Genomic DNA, 25223 nt, shown 5'->3' on the forward strand with positions numbered 1-25223 from the left:
GTGATTCTTGAGGTGTGGCAAGGTGGATTTACAGCAGGGGTTTGTCCTGACCCGGCATTGGCGCGACACCCCGGCGGGCACGGAGGTCAGCTTTTGGCTGGCTACCGATCAAGGCCCCAGGTTCGTGCGCTTGCCGGTGCAGACCTCCGTGATGTTCATCCCGCAAGCCCATCGCAAGCCGGCCGAGCTGCAGCTCAAGGGCGAGCGCGGTATCGAGTTGCGTGACCTGGCGCTCTGCGACTTCCACCATCGCCCGGTGCTGGGCCTCTACACCCAACAGCATCGCCAATTGATGGACCTGGAAAAGCGCCTGCGTCGAGCCGGCATCGACGTCTACGAAGGCGATGTGCGCCCGCCCGATCGCTACATGATGGAGCGCTTCATCACCGCGCCGGTGTTGTTCGGCGGCAAAGCGGGCGAGGGCGGCATGCTGGTGGAGGCGCAGATGAAACCCGCGCCGGATTACCGCCCGCCCCTCAAGCTGGTGTCGCTGGACATCGAGACCACCGCCCAGGGCGACCTGTATTCCATCGCTCTGGAAGGTTGCGGCGAGCGCCAGGTGTACATGCTCGGCCCGCCCAACAACACCGATGCGGTGGACTTCAAGCTCGACTACTGCGACACCCGCGCCGAACTCCTCGAACGCCTGAATGTGTGGCTCGCCACCCATGATCCCGACGCGATCATCGGCTGGAACCTGGTGCAGTTCGACCTGCGCGTGCTGCACGAACACGCGCAACGCCTGAACGTGCCGCTGCTGCTGGGCCGTGGCGGCGATGCCATGGGCTGGCGCGAGCACGGCAGCCGCAATCACTACTTCGCGGCAGCGGCCGGGCGGTTGATCATCGATGGCATCGAAGCCTTGCGCTCGGCCACCTGGAGTTTCGAATCCTTCAGCCTGGAAAACGTCGCCCAGACCTTGCTCGGTGAAGGTAAATCGATCTCCACGCCGTACCAGCGCATGGACGAAATCAACCGCATGTTCGCCGAGGACAAGCCCGCGCTGGCACGCTACAACCTCAAGGACTGCGAGCTGGTCACGCGGATTTTCGAGAAGACCGAGCTGCTGAAATTCCTCCTCGAACGAGCCAGCGTCACCGGCTTGCCGGCAGACCGCAACGGCGGTTCGGTGGCAGCGTTCACGCACCTGTACATGCCGCTGATGCACCGCCAGGGTTTCGTCGCGCCGAACCTGGGAGACAAACCACCCCAGGCCAGCCCCGGCGGGTTTGTCATGGACTCGCGCCCGGGCCTCTACGAGTCGGTGCTGGTGCTCGACTACAAAAGCCTCTACCCGTCGATCATCCGCAGCTTTCTGATCGACCCGGTGGGCCTGATCGAAGGCCTGCGTCACCCCGAAGACAGCGAGTCGGTGGAAGGCTTTCGCGGTGCGCGGTTTTCCCGCACCCGGCATTGCCTGCCGTCGATTGTCGCGCGGGTTTCCGAGGGCCGCGAAGTGGCCAAGCGCGAACACAACGCGCCGCTGTCACAGGCGCTGAAGATCATCATGAACGCCTTCTACGGCGTACTCGGCTCCAGTGGTTGCCGCTTTTTCGACACGCGACTGGCATCGTCCATCACCCTGCGCGGCCACCAGATCATGCGCCAGACCCGCGAGCTGGTCGAAGCCCGGGGTTATGAGGTGATCTACGGCGATACCGACTCGACTTTTGTCTGGCTCGGCAGCCCCCATTCCCAGGAAGACGCGACGCGCATCGGCCTGGACCTGGTGCAGCACGTCAACACCTGGTGGCGCGAGCGCCTGCAGAGTGAGTTCGGCCTGCAAAGCGCCCTGGAACTGCAATACGAAACCCACTTCAGCCGCTTCCTGATGCCGACCATTCGTGGTGCGGAAGAAGGCAGCAAAAAGCGCTACGCCGGGCTGGTCACCCGTGCCGACGGCAGCGAAGAAATGGTCTACAAGGGCCTGGAAACCGTACGCAGCGACTGGTCGCCCCTGGCCCGGCAATTCCAGCAGGAACTCTACCAGCGCATCTTCCACCGCCAGCCCCACCAGGATTATGTGCGCGACTACGTACGTCGCACCTTGAGCGGCGAGCTCGACGACCTGCTGATCTACCGCAAGCGCCTGCGCCGGCAACTGGGCGACTACGAGCGCAACGTACCGCCCCACGTGCGCGCCGCGCGGCTGGCCGACGAATACAACGACCGCCAGGGTCGCCCGCGCCAGTACCAGAACGGTGGCTGGATCAGCTACGTGATCAGCGTCAACGGCCCCGAGCCGCTGGAAGTGCGCCAGGCACCGATCGACTACGACCACTATGTCACCCGGCAACTGCAACCGGTGGCGGACGCGATCCTGCCGTTTGTAAACGATGACTTCGGCACCCTGGTGGGCGGCCAGATGGGCTTGTTCTAAAACGGCTTGCCTTGAGGTGGCGAGAGCCTGCAATCTTGGCCACTGACGACCACCAGACAGCGCAGCCCTCCCATGACTGAAATCACCCTGACCGGCACCACGGTCGAACTTCGGCCCCTGCAACGCGAACACGCCGCCGCCCTGGTACAGGCTGCTGCCGACGGGCAGTTGTGGAACCTCAAGGTGACCAACGTGCCGGGGCCCGACACCGTCGAAAAGTACGTGGACATTGCCCTGGCCGGGCGTGAGGCGGGCACCGTGATGCCGTTTGTCATCGTGCGCCGCGACACCGGTGAAGTGGTGGGCAGCACCCGGTTCTGGAAGGTCGACCGGGTCAATCGCAAGCTGGAGATCGGCCACACGTTTATCAGCCAGTCGGTGCAGAAATCCGGGGTCAACACCGAGGCCAAGCTGTTGCTGCTGACCCACGCGTTTGAAGTGATGGAGTGCGTGCGGGTGCAGTTCACCACCGATGAACTCAACGAAAAATCCCGGGCCGCGATCCTGCGCCTCGGCGCGGTACAGGAAGGGATCGTGCGCCACGAGCGCATCATGCCCGATGGCCGCAAGCGCAACTCGGTGCGCTTCAGCATCATTGATCCGGAATGGCCACAGGTGAAGGCGGGGTTGCAAGCCAGGCTGGCTCGCTAGGGCTTATGGCTCAGCTCTTCCACCAACTCATCCATCCGGTCGGCAATTTTCGGCGTGGTCGACAGCGCAAAGCCTTTTTGCGTGCCCACATAGGTCTCGACGATGTACAGCGTGTCGCCCACATCCAGCCCCAGTTCCTGCAAGGCTTCGTCTGGCAGGCGGATGGCGCCGTCGCCGTCCCAGTCTTCGATCGTGACGCGTTTGCTGTGCATGATGGCTTCCCGTTGAACGAATGAACGGCCTAGCCTAACACCTCAATCCCCTGCCAGGAGGCTTGGCACTGTGTACACCCTTTACGGAACCCAAGGCACCGGCTCGTGCATCATCGAAATTGCCCTGCAGCGTTGCGGTGTCGAGTGGTGCCAGGTCGACGCCTGCTCCTGGGAAGACCGCGTGGGCAACGAGGCGTTGGCGCGGATCAACCCGCTCAAGCAAATCCCTACCCTGCAACTGCCCAATGGCAGCGTGTTGACGGAAAGCGCGGCGATCCTGATTCACCTGGGCCTGCAGTTTCCCGCCTCAGGGCTGCTGCCCGAGGAGCCCGCCCAAGTCATTCGCGGCCTGGTGTACATCGCCGCCAACTGTTACTCGGCGATTGGCATCATCGACTATCCGGAACGCTGGACCGACAGCCCCGATGCGCAGCAGCATGAACAGCTGATCAGCGGCACCCGTCGCCGCCTGCATGGGGCCTGGGAAGTGTTTGCCGATCAATTTGCCGAGCAACTGTTCACCCCGGAGCAGGTTCCGAATGCACTGGCGATCATGGCTGCGGCGGTGTCGCGTTGGGCAGGCGGGCGGGACGCGCTGCACCAGTCGCGGCCTGAGTTTGCCCGGGTGCTGGCGCAGGTGGATGCCCACCCAAACGTAGCGCCGGTATTTGCCCGGCATTGGCCGTCGTGAGCATCCGCAATCAAAAGAAACAATGAGGCGTAAGGTGGCTAAACGCCTTGCGTCGCGGGCGTCCTGACCTACGCTTTCTGAAGTTGTCGTAGGAATCATCCTTGAATTTGACTGTCGCAGACATGAAACTCAAGAACCCTGCATGGAATTCAAAGGAGGTGTGCATGCTCATCCGGTCGCTGACCCTGGCTACCTTGATGGCTTTTACGGGGCCGCTGCTGGCCGCGGATGATCTCAATCCGCTCAAGCAGGACCTGGGCAAGTCACGCCCGTTGGTGGTGGTGGAGCTCGACTCCGGCAACCCGACGTTGGCCACCCTCAAGAAACAGCTGGACGAGCCTGCCAACAAGCAGTCCTTTGAAGAGCGCAACATGGTGCTGTACACCGTGTCCTTTGGCAGCATCGGCGCTGAAGGCGAGAAGTTCGCCAAGGACGCGAAGGACAACAAGAAGCTCGCACCGCCTGAAACCAACGCGCTGATCCGCGCACTCAAGCTGGGTGCCGGCAGTGGCACCAAAGTGATCCTGGTGGGCAAGGACGGCGAGAAAAAACTCGAGAAGACTGTGCCACCCGACACCCTCAGCCTGGCGGATTTCTTCAGCGCGATTGATCAGATGCCCCAGGCTGAAAAGGACCTTGCCGCCCCGGCCGAACCTGAGCCCGCTGCCCCTGCAGCAGGCAAGCCTGGCGCCAAGGCCGGCAAGAACTCCAAGCATCCAGCGCCACAACCGGCACTGGATGATTGAGCGTTTTTCTGTAGGAGCTGGCTTGCCTGCGATAGCATCACCTCGGTAATTCAGGCACACCGCGGTGATGCCACGCAGCCTCGCTAAAGCTCGACAGCTCCCACATCACGCCTCAAGCTCCAGGCTTTTCACCGGCCACCGCCGGTGCCTTGCGCACCGGGAACGGGAAGTAGAAAAACCGCAGGAAGGCCACCCGCTTGATCACCTCGCCGATCATCAACGGCACCACCACCGCCACCACCAGCCCGATGCTCGCCGACAGCAGCGGATGCAGCCCGAACCGTTCCATCAAGTCCACCGTCTTGTGTTGAATTTCCCCGTGGAAGATCAACAGAATCAACGTTGACTGCCCGATGTACGTCATCGCCCGCGTCAGCAGCCCCGAGACCATCATCACCCCGGCCAGCGCCCAGCATACATACACGCCGATCACCGCCAGCAAACTGGTCCACAGCCAGTGGTCGTAACGCCGCTGTGCCAGGTCCATGGTGTCCCAGCTGTAGATGAACACCACCGCAAACAACGCCATGGCGCCCAGTAGCGTCAGCAACGAACTCTGGTGGCGACGCAGCACGTCCCGCAGCAGGTAACCAAAGATGAAATAGGTACTGCTGATCAACGTCACATCAATGCTGAACGGCAGCCCCGGCATCGTCCAGGTCTGCCCGCCGACGGTCACCGGCACCTGCCAGAACCACGGCAGGGTCCAGATCCCGAGCATCAATTGCAGGGTGATCACCACGCAGCTCATGGCCAGCGACAAGCCCAGGCGCTGCATCAGCCGCAACATCACCCAGCCGAACAGAATCGCCACCCAGAAGTGCGGCAGGAACCACAGCGCCTGCCATGGAATGGTGTCCACCGAGGCATACAGCACGCCGCCGATGTCCGGCAGCAGTGCCTGGCCGCGCAGCAGGTCGCGGATCAGGATGTACACCAGCATGGTGAAGAAGAACGGCTTGAGCAGTGCATCGGCCTTGCGCACCGCCATCTCGACAAAGGGTTGTTCAGGCTTGAAGAACACCCCGGAGAGAAAGAAGAACAACGGCAGGATAAATACCGCCAGCAGCGGGTACAGCAAGTCCAGGGAACTGGCGACAAACCAGCTGTGCCCGAACACGATGATCAGGATGCCAATGCCCTTGGCAATATCCATTTGAATCCAGCGTTTTTTCACCTGACTGCTCCCACTCTATAAATCTGCCTTGCGCCACGGCTTGAGCCACAGGCCCATGCCCAGCAACACCACGGCCCCCGCCAGGGTGCTCAACCCCAGCTGAAGCCAAATACCTTGAACCCGAAACAACACCAACGCCGCCAAGCCCATCACCAGCCCACTCAGCAACCAGTGCCCCTTCCAGGGCAGGGCGCCGAGCAAGGCCTGGCGTTGCATCAGCAGCAACGCCGTGCACAGCACGCCGGCGAGGGCGGCCAGCGGGATACCCGCCAGGCCAAACACAAACGGCAGCACACCCAGCAGCAACACGTTCACCAGGCTGCCCAGCAACTCGCAACGCAGCGGCTGGCGGGTGTCGCCGGCGGCATAGGCATAACGCGCCAGCAGGGCGTTCCAGGCGCCGAACACCAGCGGCACGGCAAACCAGGCCAGCAACAGCGGCAACGGCGAATCCACCGACTGCTTGGGCAGCAGCAACGCCACCAGGCTCGGCGCCGCCGCCACCAGGCCGACGCCTGCGGGCAAGGTCAGCAGGCTGGCGGTTTCCAGGCCACGCTTGAGCAGGGCCAGGCGCTCGTCGCCCTGGCGCCGGCTCATCATGCCCAGCAGCACCTGGTTGAGGCTCATCAGGGCAATCAACGGCAAGTTCATCAGCTTGCGGGCCAGGTTGACCCAGGTCACCGCACCTTCACCCAGCAAGGACGCCACCAGCCGTTCAATCAGCGCCAAACCCTGGCTGGCACCGTTGCTTAAAAGCAGCGGGCCTATGCGAGCGCCCAGCTCGCGCAATTCCAATGTCGAAGCCCGCAGCCGCCACGGCCGCCAGCCCAGGCGCAGCATCGACGGCAACAGCGCCAGGGGCATCAGCAGGCTGCCGGTGAGGCAGGCCAACGCCAGCGAGTGCGGTTGCGTGGCGGTACCGGCGAGGGCGAGGTAGGTCACCGGCGGCAGGTTGAACAGCAACGAACCGAGCCCCGCGACCACAAAGCGCTCGCTGGCCTGCAGCGGAATACTGAACAGCGCATGCAGCATCAGCCCCGGCACACTCCAGGCGAGAATCTGCAAGTTGCTGCTGGCGAGGCTGGTGGCCGTCGCCGCCAGCCCCGGGCCGAGCAGCTGCACCAGCCATGGCGCCAGCAACGTCAGCAGCAGGCTGGTCACCAGGGCGATCAGCAACAGCGCCGGGAACAACACCGCCAGCCAGTCCAGGCGCTCGCCGTCCTTGCGTTGCAGGTACAGCGGCAGGGCGGCGGCACTCAGCACACCGCCGGCCAGGGACATGCGTAACGCTTCGGGCAAGAACAGCGCGATCAGGAACGCATCGCTGCGCTCGCCCGCACCCCACGCCGCCACCAGCAACCACTCACGGGCAAACCCGAGGCACAACCCCAGCAAGGTTGCCAGGGTCAACCAGAACGCCGATCCGAGCATGCCTAGGGCCCGACGCTATTGAACACAGGCTTGCGATGCGCCACGGTCTTGACCTTTGGCAGACGCGCCGGAAACAGCCGCCGCGCCTCCAGCACGTTGATCCCCACCATCAGCCAGAACAGCGCAATCATCACCAGGGCGAAGCTGAAGTAGTGGTCGAAAAAGCCGCTGACCAGCGCCGACAGAATCCCCGCCGTGCTGCCCAGCCAGATCGCATTGTCCTTGGTCAGGCGGATCGGGCCGATTTCCGGACGGGACTCGCGCCACCAGCGCCAGGTCACTGCGATAAACAGCAGCATGCTGATCACCCCGGTCTTGTAGACGAAATTCAGCCACAGGTTGGAAATCCCCAGCAGGTGCGTACCCGGCACTGGAGGGTCAACCTTGAAGCCAATGCCCAGCGGGTAACTGGCCACGGCCTGGGGGAACATGCGGTATTCGTCAAAGCGCACTTCGGTACTCGCGTTCTGCGCCGAAAAGATTGTCGCCAGACGTTCCTGCAACGGTGGGTACGACAGCACCAGCGCCACGGCCAACGCCACGCCGATCATCAGCAAACGCCCGGTGTACGGCACCCGCCGCGACGCCATCCAGATCAGCACCAGCGCCAGGCTGACCATCGCCCCCCGGCTGCTGGCCAACAGCAGGGCCGCCGCACCCAGGCAGGCAACGCCCAGGCCGAGACCGCGTTTCCAGCCGGTGTTGGTGATGCCGTAGCAGAACGCCAATGGCAGCAGCAGCGCCATGATCCCGCCGGTGGCATTCGGGTGCATCCATGGCGAACCCATCCGCGAGGCCATGGCACCCAGGCCCAGGGACAGGGTGTCGAGGCTGCCGTAGTTCATCAGGGTCAGGATCGGCAACATGCCCGAGGCCGAGCGCGAGCGGATAAATACGCCGATGGACATCACCAGCATCGCCAGTGTGCCCAGCAACAAGGCGATCACCAGGGCTTCGCGGTTCTTCTGTTCAACCAGCAGCTTGGCGGCGAGGAACAGCACCGACAGGTTCAGCAGCCAACGCAACCAGTTCGCCACGCCGCTGGCCTCGGCGGTGATGCTGACCTGGCCGACGATAAACGGCACCACTGTGAAGATCATCAGCCACATCAACATGCGGTCGGTAGGGCGCCGCGACAGCGGTGGGGCGGCCGGCAGGCGCGAGAGGAAACCGTGCCAGATCACCGCCGCCCAGGTCAGGGCGATCAGCGCCTCACTGACCGTACTGCGAATCCCCAGGTTGAGGGTGGAGTAGGGCATGAACGTCGCCACCAGGGCGAACAGCAGCAGTCCCCAGAACGGGAACCGCAGAATCGTCACGGCAGCGGCCAGGCCGATCACTGCCAGCACGGCCTTGACCGGGGAAAGAAACAGGATCAACCCACCAAACAGCAGGCCGAAGACGATGGCGACGAGGCTACCCAGTGAGATTCTCAATTCAATTCCTCGATCAGTTCGGCCAGGCGCCGACGGTAGGCCTGGTGGTTGAAGCGTTCGGCCCAGCTGCGTAACTGTTCAGGTGGTTGTTCGACGGGTTGGTCGGCCAGGTGCAGCATCAACTGCACCAGCGCCGCGCCGTCCGTGGGTGAAAACCGCGGTGCCAGCGGCGGGGTGATTTCGTCCAGCGAGGTACCGCTGGCCACCGCCACCGGAGTGCCGACGCTCAGGGCTTCGATCACCGGCAAGCCAAAGCCTTCCGCGTAGGAAGGCTGCCACAGGCGCAAGGCCTTGCGGTAGAGCCCGTGCAATTCAGCGTCGGATACGCCGCTCAAGGCGCGTATCCCCGGGTAGTTGCGTTGTGCTTCGGGCAAATGCTCCAGGCTGCCCACCAGCACCAGTTCCGGCACGCTCGGCGACTGGCTGCGCGCTTGCTGCCAGGCGTCCACCAGGAACGGCACGTTCTTGCGCAATTCCCGGGTACCCACCAGCAGCCAGTAGCGCTCGGGCAGTTGCCGGGCCGAGAGGTCCGTCGGCAGTCCGACAAAACCGACCACCTGGTTGGGCAACACGCGAATCTTGCCTGCCGCCTTGGGAAACAGCCGCGCGGTTTCGTCGGCACTGTACTGCGAAGGCGTCCACACCCGGTCTGCCGTGTGCACCGCATAGGTGATCGACAGCCGATCACTGGCCTTGTAGATCAGCGCCTTCAGGCGGTTGGCGTGATAGTTGTCCAGGGTGATCTGAAACAGGTCATGCAGCAGCACCACGGTGCGCAGGCCCTGCGGCTTGGGCGGCAGCGGCAGGCCCATATTGAAGGTGCTGATGTACACATCGATGTGCTCATTGCGCAGCGCCTTGGGCAGGTAGCCCGCCTCGAAACGCAGGCGCTGGTGCGGCTGGTGCATGGCGGTCTTGGCGCAGCCCCAGTCCGGGCAATGCACGTTCAGGCGCAGCTCATCCCCCAGCGGCGCGACGCTGAAGCGTTCGAGCTCGATGCCGGGCAGGGTGCGCAGGGCATCTTCCAGGGCGTACACCTGGCGACTGATGCCTGATTGCGGCGAGGTGCCGACGGTGCGGTAATCGAGGCCTATGCGCATGCCGGCTCCTTTTGGCTCTGGGGCGACAGTTGCGCGTACACCTGCTCCAGCTGGCTGGCGGCGACGCTCCAGTCATGGGCACGGCGCACATAGGCGCGACCGGCTTCGCCCATGGGAGCAGCGACTTCAGGCTGTTGCAGCAGGCGCACCACGGCGTCGGCCAGGCTTTCAGCGGTCTGGCCGCCGAGGTAATCCAGGCCTTCCACCAGGTCCAGGCCGGACACGCCCTGGTCGGTACTCGCCAGCGGCAGGCCGGCGGCCAGGGCTTCAAGCACCTTGAGCTTGGAGCCGCCGCCATGGCGCAACGGCGCCAGAAACACCGAGCAACTCGATTGCAGGGCCAGCAGGTTGGGGACAAAACCCTGCCATTCGATGCGTCCGTCCTTCCAGCGTTCGCGCCAGCTTTCCGGCATGCCGAAACCGCAGACGCTCATGCGTGCGTCGGGGCAGCGGGCCCACACTTTCGGCAGGATCTCATCCAGTGCCCACTCGATGGCATCGACGTTGGGCGCGTATTCGTAGTTGCCCAGAAACAGCACGCGGCGGGTCGTCGGGTCGGGTCGGGCAGCAGCGAAGTGCGCGCAATCCACCCCGTTGACCACCACCGGTACCGGCTTGCCGGCAATCTGCGCCAGGGTCTGGGCGTCGGCGTCGGTCACGGCGACCACTTGCGCGGCCTGGCGCATCACCCGGTGTTCCCAGCGGCCGTAGCGCCATTGATCGTAGCGTATGAACGGCAACGCCCAGCCGGGCAGGCGGTCGTAAGTCGCGGCGCCGAGGGACGATTCGACATTGTGTTCGGTCAGCACAAACGGCTGGGAGCGACGGGCCAATGCATCTTCGTAAGGCTGGAAGGTGTAGGTATGTTCGATCTGCACCACGTCCCAATGCTCGGTCAGCAAGCGCTCGAAGGTGTCCTGCAGTTCACCCGACAGGCCATTCACACTGGCCAGCAACGGGTACGGCGCAAACAGCCCGGCCAGCAGGGTCTTCAGGCTGCGCAGCGGGCGGCGGGGGAGGATGATCACCTGTTCCAGAAAGGCTTCCAGCACGTGGCGATCCGTCAGCGATACCGCATGTTTGTCATGCAGCAGCAAGGTGATCCGATGCCCGCGCGCAGCCAGGCTGCGCAGCAAATGAAACTGGCGCGTCTTGCCGCCGCTGGTAGCGGGCCAAGGCGAGTAGGGCAGGATCCAGAGGATGCGCATGGGTGGCTTCAATCCCATAACAGAATTTGCAGGTTCGGCTTGACCGGTACGTCCAGTCCATTGGTGCCACTCAAGGGTGTTTCGGTGCCGCGCAACGGGTCATACAAGGTGGCGGTGGTCATGCCCGGCAAGTGCGCGCTGCCGCCACGGGCCGACCAGAAAAACCACACCTTGCGCCCGTCGGCACGGGACCAGCCGATGCTGAACAGGCCATCGGGCAACTGATCGGCGGTGGGTGGGTCGCCGGGGGTCAATTTCGGCCCGCTCACCTGCAGGAAATTCTGCAGCGCGGTGTACGACGGCTTGGGGTTGGCGTCGATGTCGAGCAAGCCATAACTCTGGTCGCGCACGCTGGCGCGCTGGTCCAGGTCGCTCAGGGTGAACAGGAAGATCTTGTCGAAATCCAGCGCGCTCATCAGCGCGACGCGGCGCACGATGTAGTCGGCCTGGCCCTGGGTGGTGATGAAGTCCTGCACCTCTTTCGGGCCTTTGTAGGTCGACCAGCCCCACTCGGTGCTCCACAGGGTATTCACCCCGGCCGCCCGCAGTTTCTGGTTGAGGGCGCTGGTTTTTTCGACAAAGTCGAGGTTCGACGGCGTGTTGCCTTCGGGCAATTGGGTGTAGGGGTGATAGGACATGATGGTATTCAGGCTCGGCACGCCCAGTTGCAGCAGCCCGTCGAGCATGTTCTGGCCGTTGGGCATTTCGCTGAAGAATGCCATGCCGGCGGCCACCACCGGTTTGTTCGGGTTCACCACCCGCAACGCGGCGGCGGTGACTTGCAACAGGTTCGCATAGCCGGCCGGGTCGGCGGCGGGGCGCCAGAACCCCAGCAGGTTCGGTTCGTTCCACACCTGCCACGCATCTACGCTGGGGTATCGCTGTTCCAGCAATGCCATGCGGTTGGCGAAGATATTCGGGTCCTTGGGCGGGAACTGGTCCTGGTACGGCGAGGAGGCGGGCGCGGTGGTGGCGAACTTCGCCGAGCCCACCAGGTAGAACACCGACTTGATCTGGTTCTGCTGCAGCTTGTTCACCAGTTCGTCGAGGGTCGCGACGTTGTACTGGTTCTCGGCGGTTTCCAGCTGGTCCCAGTGCAGGTCCAGGCGCACCCACTCCAGGCCCAGGGCCTTGAGGCGGTCGATCTGCTTCTGATAACGCTCGGGGCTGAACCACAGGAACTGCGCGTTCACCCCCAGGAAGTCCTTCCACACGACCTCTTTGCTGCCCTTGAGCACATGGCTCTCGGCATCGGCCGGGCGGCCCCAGAGAAAGGCGGTCAAACCCAGCGCAGCGACGACTGCGAGGGTAGCGAGGTAAGTCCGTTTACGCGCCATGGTTGCCTCCTGCAACGGTTTGCTCAAACAGGCTCGCGAACTTCTGCGCGGTCACTGGCCACAACCGTTCACGGCCTATGGCGGCGGCGCGTGCGGCCCAGTCCGTGGCCATGTGCGGGTTGCGTGCGAGCCGCAGCAGTTGTTCGCTCAAGGCGGCTACATCGCCTTGTGGATAGATGGCGCCATTGCCGCTGGCGACTTCCTCGGCAAACGCCCTGGCATCGGAGGTGATCGCGCCGCGCCCGCAGGCGGCAGCCCAGGACAATGCGCCGCTGGTGCCGCGCTGGCGGCCCAGCAGGCCGAGCTTTTTCGATTCGCGATACGGCAGCACCATCACATGGTGCGCCTGGATCGTCTGCGGGATCTCGCTGGCCGGCAAATTCAGCCGCCAGTCGATGGAGCCTGCCAGGCCGAGTTCGGCAATCTGGCTGTTCAACTGCTCCAGGTAATTGCCGCCTGTGCCAAACGCCATTTCGGCGGCAGTGCCACCGGCCAGGGTCAGGCGCACACGGTCACGCAATTCGGGGGCTTTTTCGAAGGCGGCGGCCAGGGCCTGCAACAGGTCTTCGATGCCTTTGCCACGGTAGATAAAACCGAAATACAACAGGTGCAGCGTGTCCAGCGGCGGCAAGGCCACCGGCGGGATATCCAGGTTGGCGTGGTTGATCACCGCCACCTTGCCGGCGGGCAATTGCATGCGCGCCGTCAGGCAGTCGGCGCCCAGGCGGGTGAGGGTCACCAGCCGGGTCAGGCCCTGGGCGACGTGACGTTCTTCGCGCAGGGTCAAGGGATCGGCCAGCACCACTGCCGCCTGGGGCAATGGGCTGGGCAAGGATTCCAGCAGGTTCAGCGGAAAGGGCAATTGCTCACGCCGCCAGACCATGCGTTCCGGGTCATGCACCGTGGCGGTCAACGGCAGGGCGGGGTAGGCCTTGCGCAATTCGCGCAGGGCCAGGAACTCCCCCAGCCGCCCGCCGCCCAGCTCGGCGTGGACCAGGTCAACACCCTGCCAGTCGAAACCGGCAATGGCTTGCTTGATCGCCGCCGTGCTGCCGACCACGCCCGTCAAGGGCGTAGCCACCTCGACGCCCAGTTGCTCCAGTGCCGTCTTGAAGTGGTTCGCGTAGTCGGCGATCCCGTTCTTTTCCGGCGGCAGGGGAGCGAGCAGGGCGATGCGCATCAGAACGAACCCCGGTATTTGGCGATGGTTTTCAGCACCTTGACCGGTACCTCGAACTTGCGGCGGTTGATGATAATGCCATCGACCTTGCCGAACGCCGTGGTGAGGATCGACAGTGCGTGTTCCACCACCGGTACCGTGCTTTTTTGCGCTTCCACTACCAGCGCAATCAGGTCGGCACGGCGCAGGTTGATGAACGCATCACGATTGTCCAGCAGCGCCGAAGCATCCAGCAGTACCACCTGGCCCGGAATCGCCGGCTCAACCCCGCCGATCCGCACCCGCACGCCGTTCTCTTCCAGCAACTGGCGCAACTGCTCGACGATAAAGCTCACGCCTTCACCGTGCCGTGCCGAGGTCAGCCCCAGGGTCAGGCCCTGTTCGGCAATACGCTCCAGCGGCAGCAACCCATACAGGCGATAGATGCTCGCGTTGAAGGCGTTGGTGCTTTGCGCGGTGCTGGTGTCCAACTCCGGCAGCGTGGTCCACAGCGGCAGGCCGAATTTGCCTTCCACCAGGCCGCCGTCGTGGATCCGTTGATCCAGCAGGTAGCACAGGTAGATCACCAGCAGGCCGACCACGATGGAGAACGGGATCGCCAGCAGCAGCATCAGCAGGGTTTTCGGGAAGACGCGCCCAGGGTTCAGGGTAGCTTCTTCGATCACCGCGATGTTACTGATCTGGCTCTTGTCCAGTTCGCGGTCGATCCGCGATTTTTCCAGGCTGTCGACATACAGCGCGTAGTTTTTCTCGGTGCCGTTCAACTCACGGGCCAGGCGCGCCAGTTCCGGCTCGATGGCCAGGGCGTCCTTGCGCTGGGCTTCCAGTTCAGTCAGTTGTTTCTGCTGTTGCACCAACTGTGTACGCAGCGACTGGTTGCGGCTGGTCTCATCCAGCAGTACCCGTTGCAGGTGGATTTCCAGGGTGTTCGGCGCGCGGTTCTCGGAGCTTTGCACCGTGTCGCTTTCACCGGCGACCTGGGCCTGCATGGCACGGATCGAAGCGTCCAGGGCTTTGACCGGCGGCGCGTTATCCGTATAGGTACGCATCATGTCGGCTTTTTCCAGGAGCTTCTGGTTCAGCAGGCGACGCAAGTCTTGTTGCTGCGGGTTCAACGCGATCTGGCGAACCGTGGTCACCTCTTTGGGCTGGCCCTTGAGTTGGTCACGGGTGCTCTGCAACGCCACGTCGGAGGAAGCGATCAGCCGAGTGGAGTTGAACACCTCGCCACGCAGCACGTTGATCCGCTCGGACAAGTCTTCCAGGCGATCGGTGATGCTCGAGGCGCCGATGTCGTTCAAGTGCGCGAGGATCTGCTCCTTGTAGCTCTTGATCTGCGCAGCGCTGGAAGACACCTGGCCTTCATAGAACGCATACAGGCTCTTGCGGCCCAACGCCTGGGTGCGCTCGTCGATGTAAGTCTCGACCCAATCCTTGACCACCGCCTGGGCGATTTGCGGGTCATCCCAGCGGAAGCTGATGTCCATCACCGTAGAGCCGATGGCGTGGGTCACTTCGAAGTTTTTCTCCAGGCTTTTCGCCAGGCGTTCCACCGGGGTGGTTTCTTCGACGATGCCAACGGTTTCCAGCACCACTCGCACACCGTCAAACACGGCACTGATGCCTTTCTTGACGTACCACTTGGTGCGCTTCCACACGCCTTCCGGCGGCTGCATCTTGTCCATCACGTCCAGGTAATGCTCGGCCACTGCACGCACGATAGGGCGGCCGGTCAGCAGGCGCTCTTCGTCGACAATCGGGTCGCGCTGGGTGCTCGGCATGACGATTGGCTGACGGTTGTCGACCTCGATCGGCATCGTCGAGTCACGCCCTGGTTTTACCAGCAATCGCGCGGTGGATTCATACTTGGCCGGCAGCAGGAACGCCCCCAGCAAAATGATCACCAGCGCGGCAATCGCCGCCAGTTTGAACTCGTGCTTGAAGATGAAGAACAGACGCAGAAGATCACGAAAAGAACGGATCTCGATCATGGGATGTCGCTCCTTTAGTGGTTCGTGGTGTAGCTGTAGCCCACACCAATGGATTTGGTGAAGGGAATCAGCTGGTTCAGGTAAGTGTCCACGCCTTGGATCCGTTCGCCGACGTTGGACTTGGGTACAAACACCACGTCACCGCGTTGCAGCGCCACGGGCTTGCGGCCCAGTGCGCCGTTCTTCAGGTACTGGCTGAAATCGAGGAAGTAGGCGTGATAGACGCCTTGGCCATCTTCACGCAGCAGGGCGACCATGCTCGCGTTGCCCACCGAGCTCACGCCGCCGGCACCGAGAATCGCCTGCTCCATGGTTGGGGCCGTGGCGATGGAGACAGCCGATGGGTTTAATACCGCGCCGCCGACGATCACCGTGTTGCCCGGCGCCTGGTTGATGTTCACCGTCACCCGAGGCTCGCGATACACCGGTGCGAGTTTCTGGCTCAGCTCGGCGGCGACTTCCGCCGGCGTGCGCCGCGCCACCTGGATCGGCCCCAGGAAGGGATAGTTGATCTTGCCGTCGTTCTGCACGGTGTACAGCGTCAGCTCGTAAATCGTGCTGACGTTGAACGCCGACAGGGTTGGCATTTCCCCGGCATCGCGGACAATCCGCAACTGGTCGCCGATGCGGATCCGCTCCACCGCCGGTGGCAGTTGGGCCATGCGATCGAGGGCCTGCTTGCCCTCGTCCACCGTCTTGCCATCGGGCGCGACGATCCGCGCGGGCGTATTGCAGGCGGCCAATGCCATCATGGCCAGGACGAGCAAGGTTCGTTTCATCAAAGGGGTCTTCCTGTAGGTCATGATGCTCACCTCCAATAACCGGGGAACATGCTGATGCGCCGCTTGAGGGCGAGGGGGAGCTGGCGCTCCAGATGGCCCAGCCGGTAGCCGAGCAATTTGAACGCGCTGCGCACCAGTACTTCGGGTACGCGGTGCAATGCACCGGCTTCGCGTAACGCTCGAAGCTCGGCCAGTACATAGCGTTTACCTTCACCGCCGGCATCGCCAAAAGCCTGGCGGATCCACGGCTCGCGGCCGTAGAAAACGCCAATGTCGAAGTAGCGGTGAAACTCATCCATGAGACGGTAATCGTGGGAGTGATAGACCAGGGCGGTGGCGGCGTAGCGCACCTTGTAGCCTTCCAGCAGCATGCGGGCGGCGACGTAGGCGTCCTCGCTGCCGATCACATCCGCGGGGAAGCCACCGACGGCTTGCAGGGCGCTGCGCCGGTACACCGAAAACGAATCCGAGCTGAAGCAGGTCTTGATCCCCAGCTCCGGCGCATCAGCCAGGCTTTTGCTGCGGCTTTGCGGCGGGTAATTGAAGTGGCGTGACTGGGCGCCCAGCACGCCGGCATCCGGGTGCGGCAACTGGCGGCCGTAAGCGACGCCGTTGAGCGGGTCCAGTTCCAGTTCGCCCACCAGGTTGGCGAACGTCTCGGGTTCGGCGGGGATCGCGTCCTGGGTCATCACGATCAGCGCGTCGCCGTCGACTTGCTCGCTGGCCCAGCGGCGGGTGCCGCCATGGTTGAAGTCCTTGGCATCGATCACTTCGACCCGTACGCCGAACTCGCGAAAACGCGCCACGGTGTCATCGCTGGAAGCGCTGTCGACCACCAGGGTTTCGTCCGGTTGCAGGGTTTGCATGCGCAGCGCCGGCAGCAGCCGGTCGAGGTGGCTGGAAGCGTTGCGGGTCGGGATGATCAGGGCGGTACGCATCACTTCTTCACTTCGGCCGGAGCCCGGCCGTAGATGTCGTCAAAACGCACAATGTCGTCTTCGCCCAGGTACTCGCCGCTCTGCACCTCGATCATCACCAGGTCGATGATGCCGGGGTTGGTCAGGCGGTGCTTGTGCCCGGCCGGAATGTAGGTGGACTCGTTGGCGTTGATCAGGAATTCACGGTCGCCGTTGGTAATCATCGCCGCGCCGCTGACTACTACCCAGTGCTCGCTGCGGTGATGGTGCATTTGCAGGGACAAGGAGGCCTGGGGCTTGACCACGATGCGCTTGATCTTGAAGCGGCTGCTTTCTTCCAGCACGGTGTAGGTGCCCCACGGCCGGGTGACAGTGCGGTGCAGGCTGAATGCCGGATGGTCCTGGCGCTTGAGCTCGGCGACGATGTAGCGCACATCCTGGCTGCGCTTGGCGTCGACAATCAGGATCGCATCCGGGGTGTCGACGACGATCAGGTCGCGCACGCCCACTGCGCCCAACACGCGCTTGGGCGAGTCGATGTAGCAGTTGTGCACGTCATGCAGGATCGCCTGGCCATTGACCTGGTTGCCGTTGGCGTCGCTGGGGGTGAGTTGGCGCACCGCGTCCCAGGAACCGATATCACTCCAGCCGATGTCGCAGGGCACCACCGCCACTTGCGCGGATTTTTCCATCAGCGCCACGTCGATCGAGATGTCGGGTGCCGCGCCGAAACCTTCAGCGTTCAGCTCGCGCTGACGGCAACTGTTGTTGTTCAGGCTGTGGCCGTGCTCGAGGGCGGCCTTGGCGGCGTCCAGCACGGCGGGGGCGTGCAGCGCCAGTTCCTCCAGCAATGTACCGGCCTTGAAGCAGAACATCCCGGCATTCCACAGGTGCTTGCCGCCGTCCAGATAGCCCTGGGCGGTGGCCAGGTCGGGCTTCTCGACGAAGCGCTTGACCCGGAACCCCTGGCCCAGCGCCTCGCCTTGTTCGATATAGCCGAAGCCGGTTTCCGGGTGGTCGGGCTGGATGCCGAACGTCACCAGGTAGCCGGCCTCCGCCAGTTCGCGGGCCTGGGTGACGGCATCGGCGAAGGCGCTTTCATCAAGAATCAGATGGTCGGCAGGCAGGATCAGTAACTGCGCCTCGCTGCCGAAGTTTTCCTGTACATGCAGGGCGGCCACGGCGATGGCGGCGGCGGTGTTGCGCCCGAACGGCTCCAGCAACAGGTCAAGGGCCAGATGGGCCTTGTTGACCACGCGGTAGTCATCGAGGGTGCGAAACAGCAGGTCGCGGTTGGTCACCGTCAGCACGCTTTCCACACCCGGCAGGTGACTGGCCCGCAGGAACGTCTTCTGCAGCAGGCTCTGGTCATCACGCATGCGCATGAAAGGCTTGGGCATGTTTTGCCGCGACACCGGCCACAGCCGGGTGCCCGAACCACCGGAAATGATGCAGGGAATCAAGCCGTTGAGGGTGTTCATCAATAGACTTCCTTGGTCGAAAGGACGGCCGGGACCGTCATGAAAACGATGTACAAGTCGAACCACACCGACCACTTCGAGATGTACTCCAGGTCGTACTCAACGCGTTTCTGGATCTTGAACAGGGTGTCGGTTTCACCACGATAGCCGTTGATTTGCGCCCAGCCAGTGATGCCCGGTTTTACCCGGTGGCGCGAGCTGTACTCGCTCACGGCAACTTCGTAGGGCACGCCGGCGGCCTTGGTCGCGGTGGCATGCGGGCGCGGGCCGACCATCGACATGTTGCCCAGCAGCACGTTGAACAGCTGCGGCAGCTCATCGATGCTGGTCTTGCGAATGATCCGGCCCACGCGGGTGATGCGCGGGTCGCCGCGGGTGGTCTGGCGGTCGGCGTTGAAGTCGCTCATCTCGGCGTACATCGAGCGGAACTTGAACACCCGGATCACGTTGTCGTTGTAGCCAAACCGGTTCTGGCGAAACAGCACCGGGCCCTTGGAGTCGAGCTTGATGGCAATCGCCGTGATCAGCATGATCGGCGACAGTGCCACCAGGCCCAGGGTTGCCAGGATCAGGTCTTCACAGCGCTTGATAAACGGCGACCAGCCCCGCAGCGGCACGTGGGAGGTGTTGAACATCAGGATGCCGCCGACATCGGTGATACGGCTGTGGCCATAGCGCAGGGCCGCCATGTCGGGCACCAGCATGACGTTGACCGACATCTGCCGCAGGCGCTTCACCAGCCCGTTGATCCGCTGTTCGGCGGCCCAGGGCAGGGTAATCATCACCTGGTTGACCTGCTCGGAGCGGATCAGTTTTTCCAGGTCGCGCGTGTTGCCCAGCAGCGGCAGGTTGCTCAGTTCCTTGGGGATGCGCTCGGTGCGGTCGTCGATAAAACCGATCAGTCCGGAACGGATATCGCCGTTGCGCTGCAAGTGGTCGGCCACGTGCACGGCGGTGTCGGTGAAGCCGAGGATCACCGTGCGTTGCAGGTATTTGCCGCTGGCCATCAGGTTGCGGAACAGGCGCAGCATCACGATCCGCTCCAGCCCGAACAACGCAAGGCTGGTGATAAACCAGAACGCCAGGTTGCGCGGGCTCAACTGCGGGAACATCAGCAGAATCTGGTACATGAACAGCAGGATGCAAAAGGCCGCGGACCAGGCCACCAGCATGGTGCGAAACCGCAGGCGGTTGCTGAACAGCTCCTCGGAGTAAACCCCCATGGCCTGGAACAGAATGATCGTCAGGATCGCGAAAAACAGCAGCAAGCCGAGAAAGTGCGCGCGCAGTTCGGGGGCCATCGGGTCTGGATAAAACAGCAGGATCAGTGCTGGAAAAACGGCGGTGAGGCCGTGCATCAATTTTACGAAAACAACAAAGAACTCAATGAAACCGGCCCGGGTCAAAAACAGGCTGTCGACTGACGACTTCTCGCGCATAAAAACATCCCTCATTGCACACCAGGGCTTCCTTGTTCGGCTGCTCATCCATAAAGGCAGGGCTTGCTTTATAAGTGGCGCCAGACGAACGGTTACTTCGCTGGGTAATACGCAATTACCTATCTATCTGCAGGGAATTTGCGGGGTAATGGCTAAATGATGGTTCCCTTTTCGTCGCTCGTCAAGGTTTTGACTATTTTATAAGACCTTCGGTCTAGACACGTCAGGTACTCTTCCGCGTGACAGTTTGTTGACTGTCTTGGTCGGATTTCCGGGTTTTCCCGGAACAAAATGCTGGCGTTTTGGAGTGTAGGAACAAATTTAGGAAATTTCCTGCGGCTGAGGAAAACCTTTTTTTGACGGAGGTCGGATGCGGGGTTTTTCGGGGACAAGCGACGAGTGGTGAGGACGTGAGTCCGTCACCACATTGAGGCGGTACTAGCCTTAAAAATTGCCTTTCAAACTGACAGTGAAGTTGCGCGGTTCGCCGTAGAAATTACCCCAGTCGGCCGTTCCCACCGTCTGATAGTAATTTTTGTCGAAGAGATTGTTACCGTTCAGCGCCACCGTCCATGTGTCATCAACCCGGTACGCCAACCGCGCATTCCATACCGCATAACCGGCTTGTTCCAGTTTGATGCCTTGAATTCGGTAGTTGCTGCTCTGGGCGTTGACGCCGGTGCCGACGCTCCATTTCGACAGTGTGCCGTCCAACTGATAATCGCCCCACAAGCGCAGCATGTGTCGCGGCACGTAGCTGTTTGCAACCGCGCCAATGGCGGCGCTGTTGATGTTGTTGAGGTTCTTGGTCTGGGTGTAGGTATAGCCGCCCGCCACTTGCAAGCGTTCCAGCAACTCGCCACTCAACTCGGCTTCGACACCCTGTGCGCGAACCTTGCCAGTGTCGGTGTAGCAATAGCCGTCTGCCGAGGTACCGCACTGGGTGGTGTAGTCGGTTTCGGCGGCGTTTTTCTCGATAGCGCGGAACAATGCCAGCGAGCTGTTGAGGCGCCCCTCAAACCATTCGCCCTTGATGCCCAGCTCGTAGTTTTCGCCGATTTTGGGCTTGAGGGCAGCCCCGGTCACCGTGGCGTTGGAGCTTTGTGGCTGGAAGATATCGGCGTAGCTGGCGTACACCGAAAGGTTGTCGTCGAGGTCATAGATCACCGCGGCGAATGGCGTGACTTCACCGGTTTCCTTGGTGCGTGCATCCTGCAGGGCCCATTCGCCCCAGGCGAGGTTATTCGACTGGCGGCGGTTTTCGAACCAACTGACGCGACTGCCGAGCACCACCATCAATGGCTCGGCCAGCCTCAGGCGCAAAGTGGCGTAGGTACCGTACTGGGTGGCGGTTTCCTTGACGGTGCCGCCCCGGTACATGTTGGGCCAGAAGGTATCGTTGGCGGGCTGCGGGAAGTGGTGGTTGGGCAGGAAGATACTTTGCCGGTCGGGCAGGCTGCGGATCGCGTAGACATCGTCCTGGGTGCCACGGCTGCCATTGGCGCCGATGATGAGTTCATGCTGCAAACCGAACGCTTCGAACTTACCGTCCAGGTAGGCATCCAGTCCGAAATCCCGGTGGTCGTAGTCAAACAGCGCGGCGTACATCTCGGCGGTTGGCGCCGGATCACCGTACTTCACGGTGCCTTGGCTGGCGGCGTATTTGATGTCTTGCAGGTTGCGGCTGTTCACCGCCGTGACCTTGAGTTGCCAGTCGTCGTTGAAGTGGTGGGTGAGGTCGGCAAACAGCGTAGTGCGTTGGCTCTGCCAGTCGTTCCAGGCCTGGCCCAGGCAGGTGGAACGGCTCAGGCCGATGCTCTTGCCGTCGCTGTAGCGCGGCACACCGCCCCAGCAGGGCGTTGCATCGACATCTTCGTAGCTGGCACCGATGCCCAGGGTGGTGTCAGGCGAGAGGTCAACATCCAGTGCGAGGTAGACAGCTTGGTCCTGGCGCTTGGAGACGTCCATGTACGAGCCACGGTTCTGTTGGCTGACCACGGCGCGGCCGCGTACGGTGCCGCTATCATTGAGCGGGCCGCCGGTATCGACGTCGGCGCGGTAGTTGTCCCAGGTGCCGGCAGACAGCGACAGGCTGGTGGTGGGTTTGTCTTGTGGCCGCTTGCGCACGAAGTTCACCGCACCACTGGCGGTGCCGGCGCCCTTGAGCATACCGGCCGCGCCCTTGAGCACTTCCACCCGGTCATAGATCGCCATGTTGGCGGTGAAGCTGTCGGCCTGTACGTAGTCTTTGCCGATGTCCAACGGCACACCGTCGAACTGGTATTGGCCGAGCATCTTGAAACCACGGGAATAGAAATACTTGCCACCCATAGGTGAGTCGTAGGTGGTGATGCCCGGGGTGTGTTCCAGTAATTGATCGATGGTGGTGATGTTCTGGTCGTCGATCAGCTTGCGGGTCATGACGCTGACCGATTGCGGTGTTTCCCGCAGGCTGTGGGCGCCCTTGCCGATGGTCACGGCGCCAGTGGTGTAGGAACCGCTGCCGTCAGTGGTGACGCCGAGGTGTTCGCCGGTCACGGTGGTGGCACCCAGGTTCAGCGCGCCGGTGTCCGCGACTTGCGGCAACAGCAGCCAGGTGTTGTTGCTCTGGCGTTGGGCTTGCAAACCCTGGCCCTGGATCAATTGGCTCAAGGCCTGTTGGCTGTCCAGCGCGCCGTTGAGGCCGGGGCTGGTCTTGCCGGCGACGCTGGTGGCGTCATAGGACAGGCTGATACTCGCCTGGCGCGCAAACTGGTCGAGCACGGTGGCCAATGGGCCGGGTGCAATGTTCCAGTCACGGGCCTGGGTGTCGCTGACAGGCGTTTGCGCCATGACCGCCAGGGGCAGGGCGCTGCCGTTCAGGCAGGCACCGAGCAGGGCGGCGTGCACCGCATGCTTGAGGGGAGAACGCTTGGAGGGGAACGCTTGCATGACCGCGGAATGCTCCTGAAGGAAGTGGACAGAATCGGCCTGTTGATCGGCCTTTCCTTACAGGTCGAGCGAAGATGAGAATTCACCTCATTTATTTTCGGAAGGTCATGCACGAGCGGCGACGGTCACCCAATAACGGCTGCGATAGGTGATGTTCACCGACAGTGCCTGTGCCACCAGGGTCAGGACCTGATCGGTATCGTCCAACTGGTAAGTCCCGGACACACGCAGGCCGGCGACCGCTTCGCTGCAGCGCACCAGCCCAGTGCGGTAACGGCTCAGCTCCGCGAGGAAATCGTCCAGACGCATGTTGTGAGCGCTGATCACACCGTCGCTCCAGGCCCAGGGATCCAGGCCCGTGGTGGCGGGTGGACGCAAGCCGTTTCGATCAAACAGCACCTGCTCGCCGGGCTGTATCACCCCACGTGCGCTGGCCTGATGGCTGTCGGCGAATACCGCGACGCTGCCTTTTTGCACGGCGAGCAAGGTGCCGTGGGGCTCCTCGCGCACCATGAACCGGGTGCCCAAGGCGCGCAGATAACCGTCGCGGGTTTGCACCCAGAAGGGCCGTGGCGCGCTACCGTCGGCGCCCATGTCGATCAGGATTTCACCCTGGCGCAACTGCACCAGACGCCTTTCGGTGTTGAAGACTGTGTCGATGGCGCTGGCACTGTTGAGCTGGATACGGCTGCCATCGTCGAGGGCGACCCAACGCCGCTCTCCGGTGGCGGTGCGGTAATCGGCCAGCAGGCCGGGCAATGGCGTGTAGTCGCGGCCGAACCAAGTCAGCCCTGCGGCACCGGCGAACAGCCCGAGCAACTTCAACCCTTCACGGCGGCTGATGCGTTGGCGGGCACCTTGCAAGGCATGGCGGCCGACCTGTGCCGGCAACTGCGCAAACTCGTCACTCATCGACGAGACCCGTTGCCAGGCCTGCTGGTGATCGCCACTGGTTTCAAGCCAGCGTTCGAAGGCAGCGGTGGTGGCGTCATCGGCAATATTGAACCGCAGCTTGATCATCCACTGGATCGCCTGGTCCACCAATGGCGGATTAGCCTTCGGCATAACGCAACCGATAACAGGCATGCAGTGCCTTGGCCAGGTCGCGCTCCACGGTGGCCTTGGACACCCCCAGGCGCTGGGCGATCTGTTGGCAGGTCAAGCCGTCCAGTTGCGCCAGCAAAAACGCTTCGCGCACCCGTGGCTTGAGTTGGTCCAGCAGGCGGTCGATGCGCTCCAGGCTGTCGAGGATCAGCAGGCGGGTTTCTTCCGACGGCACCTCGACTTGCGGGAAATGCGCGAGACTCTCCAGATAGGCACGCTCCAGTTCGCGGCGGCGATACTGGTCGATCATCAGGCTGCGGGCGATGCTGCTCAGGTAGGCCCGGGGTTGCAGCAAGGCTTGCTGCTTGCGCGCATTGAGCAGGCGCACGAAGGTTTCCTGCGCCAGGTCGGCGGCGTGCTCACGGCAGCCCGTACGCCGGCTCAACCAGCCGCGCAGCCAGGAATGATGGGCATGGTAGAGCTGGCCGATGGCGGCATGATCCAGTGGGTGGTCGCTCGACATGGGCATCCTGGCGCAGGCGTCTTAATTGATAACGGTTCGCATTCTATGCGTTGGCCAGAGGATTGAGCAATCGTTGCCGTGTGGATTTGGCCGGATGCACAAACCCACACAGGCTTGACGGGGTTGCGGCTAAGCCTTGCGCAGGTGCAAACACTCAATCGAGCGGTCGACGGTGGTCTTGGCAATTTCCAGCAAATGCCACACCGCCAGCAACTTTGCCCGCTCGGGGCTTTGCAGGAGTTCGCCGCAGTCGAGGGCGGTGGCCGAGGCGCTGCTGAGCAGGCTGGCAGTGTAGAGCAGGGAGTCTTCGAAGCTCAGGTCTTCGTTGACGGTATGGAAGCCCTGGGAGGGCAGGTAATGTTCGAGGGCGCGATTGAAGGCAGCGCGGTTTTTGAGCAGGTCGATGGGTGGGTCGGGAACAGGCTTATGCATGGTGTAACTCCACTAGTAGGTAAGGAGCTGACACCCGCGCGACTAAACGAGGGTGGAGGCCGTACGCAGGCTAGCCGACCGGCTAGTGGAAACCGGCGCACCCGAAGGTGCCCTGCGCACAGCCGCACTGAAGC

The 25223-nt window shown here is 62.8% G+C and carries 21 protein-coding genes; 4 read left to right on the top strand and 17 right to left on the bottom strand.

Features of this window, described 5'->3' with window-relative positions; all coding sequences use genetic code 11:
* The first annotated feature begins 22 nt into the window (after positions 1-22).
* The gene (locus HX873_RS22660; RefSeq protein WP_177081175.1) at positions 23-2380 is read left to right on the top strand and encodes a DNA polymerase II; all 2358 of its coding nucleotides are present in this window, start codon (positions 23-25) and stop codon (positions 2378-2380) included.
* A 72-nt stretch (positions 2381-2452) separates the two neighbouring features.
* Positions 2453-3031 carry a GNAT family N-acetyltransferase gene (locus tag HX873_RS22665; protein WP_003208232.1) on the top strand — a complete coding sequence of 193 codons (579 nt, stop codon included), beginning with the start codon at positions 2453-2455 and terminating at the stop codon, positions 3029-3031.
* Here HX873_RS22665 and HX873_RS22670 read toward each other — a convergent pair.
* The gene (locus HX873_RS22670) at positions 3028-3243 is read right to left on the bottom strand and encodes an AbrB/MazE/SpoVT family DNA-binding domain-containing protein (protein WP_177123230.1); all 216 of its coding nucleotides are present in this window, start codon (positions 3241-3243) and stop codon (positions 3028-3030) included. The genes HX873_RS22665 and HX873_RS22670 overlap by 4 nt on opposite strands.
* A 70-nt stretch (positions 3244-3313) precedes the next feature.
* Here HX873_RS22670 and HX873_RS22675 point away from each other — a divergent pair, with 70 nt between their 5' ends.
* Together HX873_RS22675 and HX873_RS22680 are read left to right on the top strand one after the other, a co-directional pair.
* Positions 3314-3934, top strand: a complete 621-nt coding sequence (locus HX873_RS22675; RefSeq protein WP_177123231.1) for a glutathione S-transferase — start codon at positions 3314-3316, stop codon at positions 3932-3934.
* A gap of 164 nt (positions 3935-4098) precedes the next feature.
* Complete coding sequence (locus HX873_RS22680; protein WP_134327043.1) at positions 4099-4680, top strand: DUF4174 domain-containing protein; 582 nt, start codon at positions 4099-4101, stop codon at positions 4678-4680.
* A 112-nt stretch (positions 4681-4792) separates the two neighbouring features.
* Here HX873_RS22680 and HX873_RS22685 read toward each other — a convergent pair whose 3' ends face one another.
* The 16 genes from HX873_RS22685 to HX873_RS22760 form a co-directional block, all read right to left on the bottom strand.
* Positions 4793-5836 carry an acyltransferase family protein gene (locus tag HX873_RS22685; protein ID WP_023658988.1) on the bottom strand — a complete coding sequence of 348 codons (1044 nt, stop codon included), beginning with the start codon at positions 5834-5836 and terminating at the stop codon, positions 4793-4795.
* A gap of 36 nt (positions 5837-5872) precedes the next feature.
* Positions 5873-7288, bottom strand: a complete 1416-nt coding sequence (gene murJ / locus HX873_RS22690; protein WP_003208222.1) for a murein biosynthesis integral membrane protein MurJ — start codon at positions 7286-7288, stop codon at positions 5873-5875.
* Between the two features lie 2 nt (positions 7289-7290).
* Positions 7291-8718 carry an O-antigen ligase gene (locus HX873_RS22695; protein WP_043225192.1) on the bottom strand — a complete coding sequence of 476 codons (1428 nt, stop codon included), beginning with the start codon at positions 8716-8718 and terminating at the stop codon, positions 7291-7293.
* A gap of 2 nt (positions 8719-8720) precedes the next feature.
* The gene (locus HX873_RS22700; RefSeq protein ID WP_177123232.1) at positions 8721-9824 is read right to left on the bottom strand and encodes a glycosyltransferase family 1 protein; all 1104 of its coding nucleotides are present in this window, start codon (positions 9822-9824) and stop codon (positions 8721-8723) included.
* A complete protein-coding gene (locus HX873_RS22705) occupies positions 9815-11032 on the bottom strand; it encodes a glycosyltransferase family 4 protein (RefSeq protein ID WP_177123233.1) in 1218 nt (405 codons plus the stop codon). The genes HX873_RS22700 and HX873_RS22705 overlap by 10 nt, the downstream gene beginning before the upstream one ends.
* A gap of 8 nt (positions 11033-11040) precedes the next feature.
* Positions 11041-12369, bottom strand: coding sequence for a cellulase family glycosylhydrolase (locus HX873_RS22710; protein WP_008434562.1), 1329 nt, complete (start codon positions 12367-12369; stop codon positions 11041-11043).
* Positions 12359-13549, bottom strand: coding sequence for a glycosyltransferase (locus HX873_RS22715; protein ID WP_003208215.1), 1191 nt, complete (start codon positions 13547-13549; stop codon positions 12359-12361). The genes HX873_RS22710 and HX873_RS22715 overlap by 11 nt, the downstream gene beginning before the upstream one ends.
* Entirely contained in the window at positions 13549-15540 is a 1992-nt protein-coding gene (locus HX873_RS22720; RefSeq protein WP_003208213.1) for an exopolysaccharide transport family protein, read from the bottom strand. Before HX873_RS22720 ends, HX873_RS22715 begins: the two co-directional genes overlap by 1 nt.
* Before the next feature lie 14 nt (positions 15541-15554).
* Positions 15555-16319, bottom strand: coding sequence for a polysaccharide biosynthesis/export family protein (locus HX873_RS22725; protein WP_008434559.1), 765 nt, complete (start codon positions 16317-16319; stop codon positions 15555-15557).
* A 29-nt stretch (positions 16320-16348) separates the two neighbouring features.
* On the bottom strand, positions 16349-17260 hold the full coding sequence (locus HX873_RS22730; protein ID WP_003208209.1) for a glycosyltransferase family 2 protein: 912 nt from the start codon (positions 17258-17260) through the stop codon (positions 16349-16351).
* Positions 17260-18720, bottom strand: a complete 1461-nt coding sequence (locus HX873_RS22735) for a mannose-1-phosphate guanylyltransferase/mannose-6-phosphate isomerase (protein ID WP_177123234.1) — start codon at positions 18718-18720, stop codon at positions 17260-17262. Before HX873_RS22735 ends, HX873_RS22730 begins: the two co-directional genes overlap by 1 nt.
* Positions 18720-20159 (bottom strand): undecaprenyl-phosphate glucose phosphotransferase, encoded by a 1440-nt coding sequence (locus tag HX873_RS22740; protein WP_003208206.1) that lies wholly within the window; start codon positions 20157-20159, stop codon positions 18720-18722. Before HX873_RS22740 ends, HX873_RS22735 begins: the two co-directional genes overlap by 1 nt.
* A gap of 444 nt (positions 20160-20603) precedes the next feature.
* Positions 20604-23090, bottom strand: a complete 2487-nt coding sequence (locus tag HX873_RS22745; protein ID WP_008434551.1) for a TonB-dependent receptor — start codon at positions 23088-23090, stop codon at positions 20604-20606.
* Positions 23091-23195: 105 nt separating this feature from the next.
* On the bottom strand, positions 23196-24155 hold the full coding sequence (locus HX873_RS22750; RefSeq protein WP_177040819.1) for a FecR domain-containing protein: 960 nt from the start codon (positions 24153-24155) through the stop codon (positions 23196-23198).
* Positions 24142-24657: a sigma-70 family RNA polymerase sigma factor gene (locus HX873_RS22755; protein WP_003208199.1), complete on the bottom strand. Its 516-nt coding sequence runs from the start codon at positions 24655-24657 to the stop codon at positions 24142-24144. Before HX873_RS22755 ends, HX873_RS22750 begins: the two co-directional genes overlap by 14 nt.
* Before the next feature lie 129 nt (positions 24658-24786).
* The gene (locus tag HX873_RS22760; RefSeq protein ID WP_177123235.1) at positions 24787-25089 is read right to left on the bottom strand and encodes a DUF6124 family protein; all 303 of its coding nucleotides are present in this window, start codon (positions 25087-25089) and stop codon (positions 24787-24789) included.
* Positions 25090-25223: the final 134 nt, after the last annotated feature.

This window comes from Pseudomonas sp. P7758 (assembly GCF_013386485.1).
Lineage (GTDB): Bacteria > Pseudomonadota > Gammaproteobacteria > Pseudomonadales > Pseudomonadaceae > Aquipseudomonas.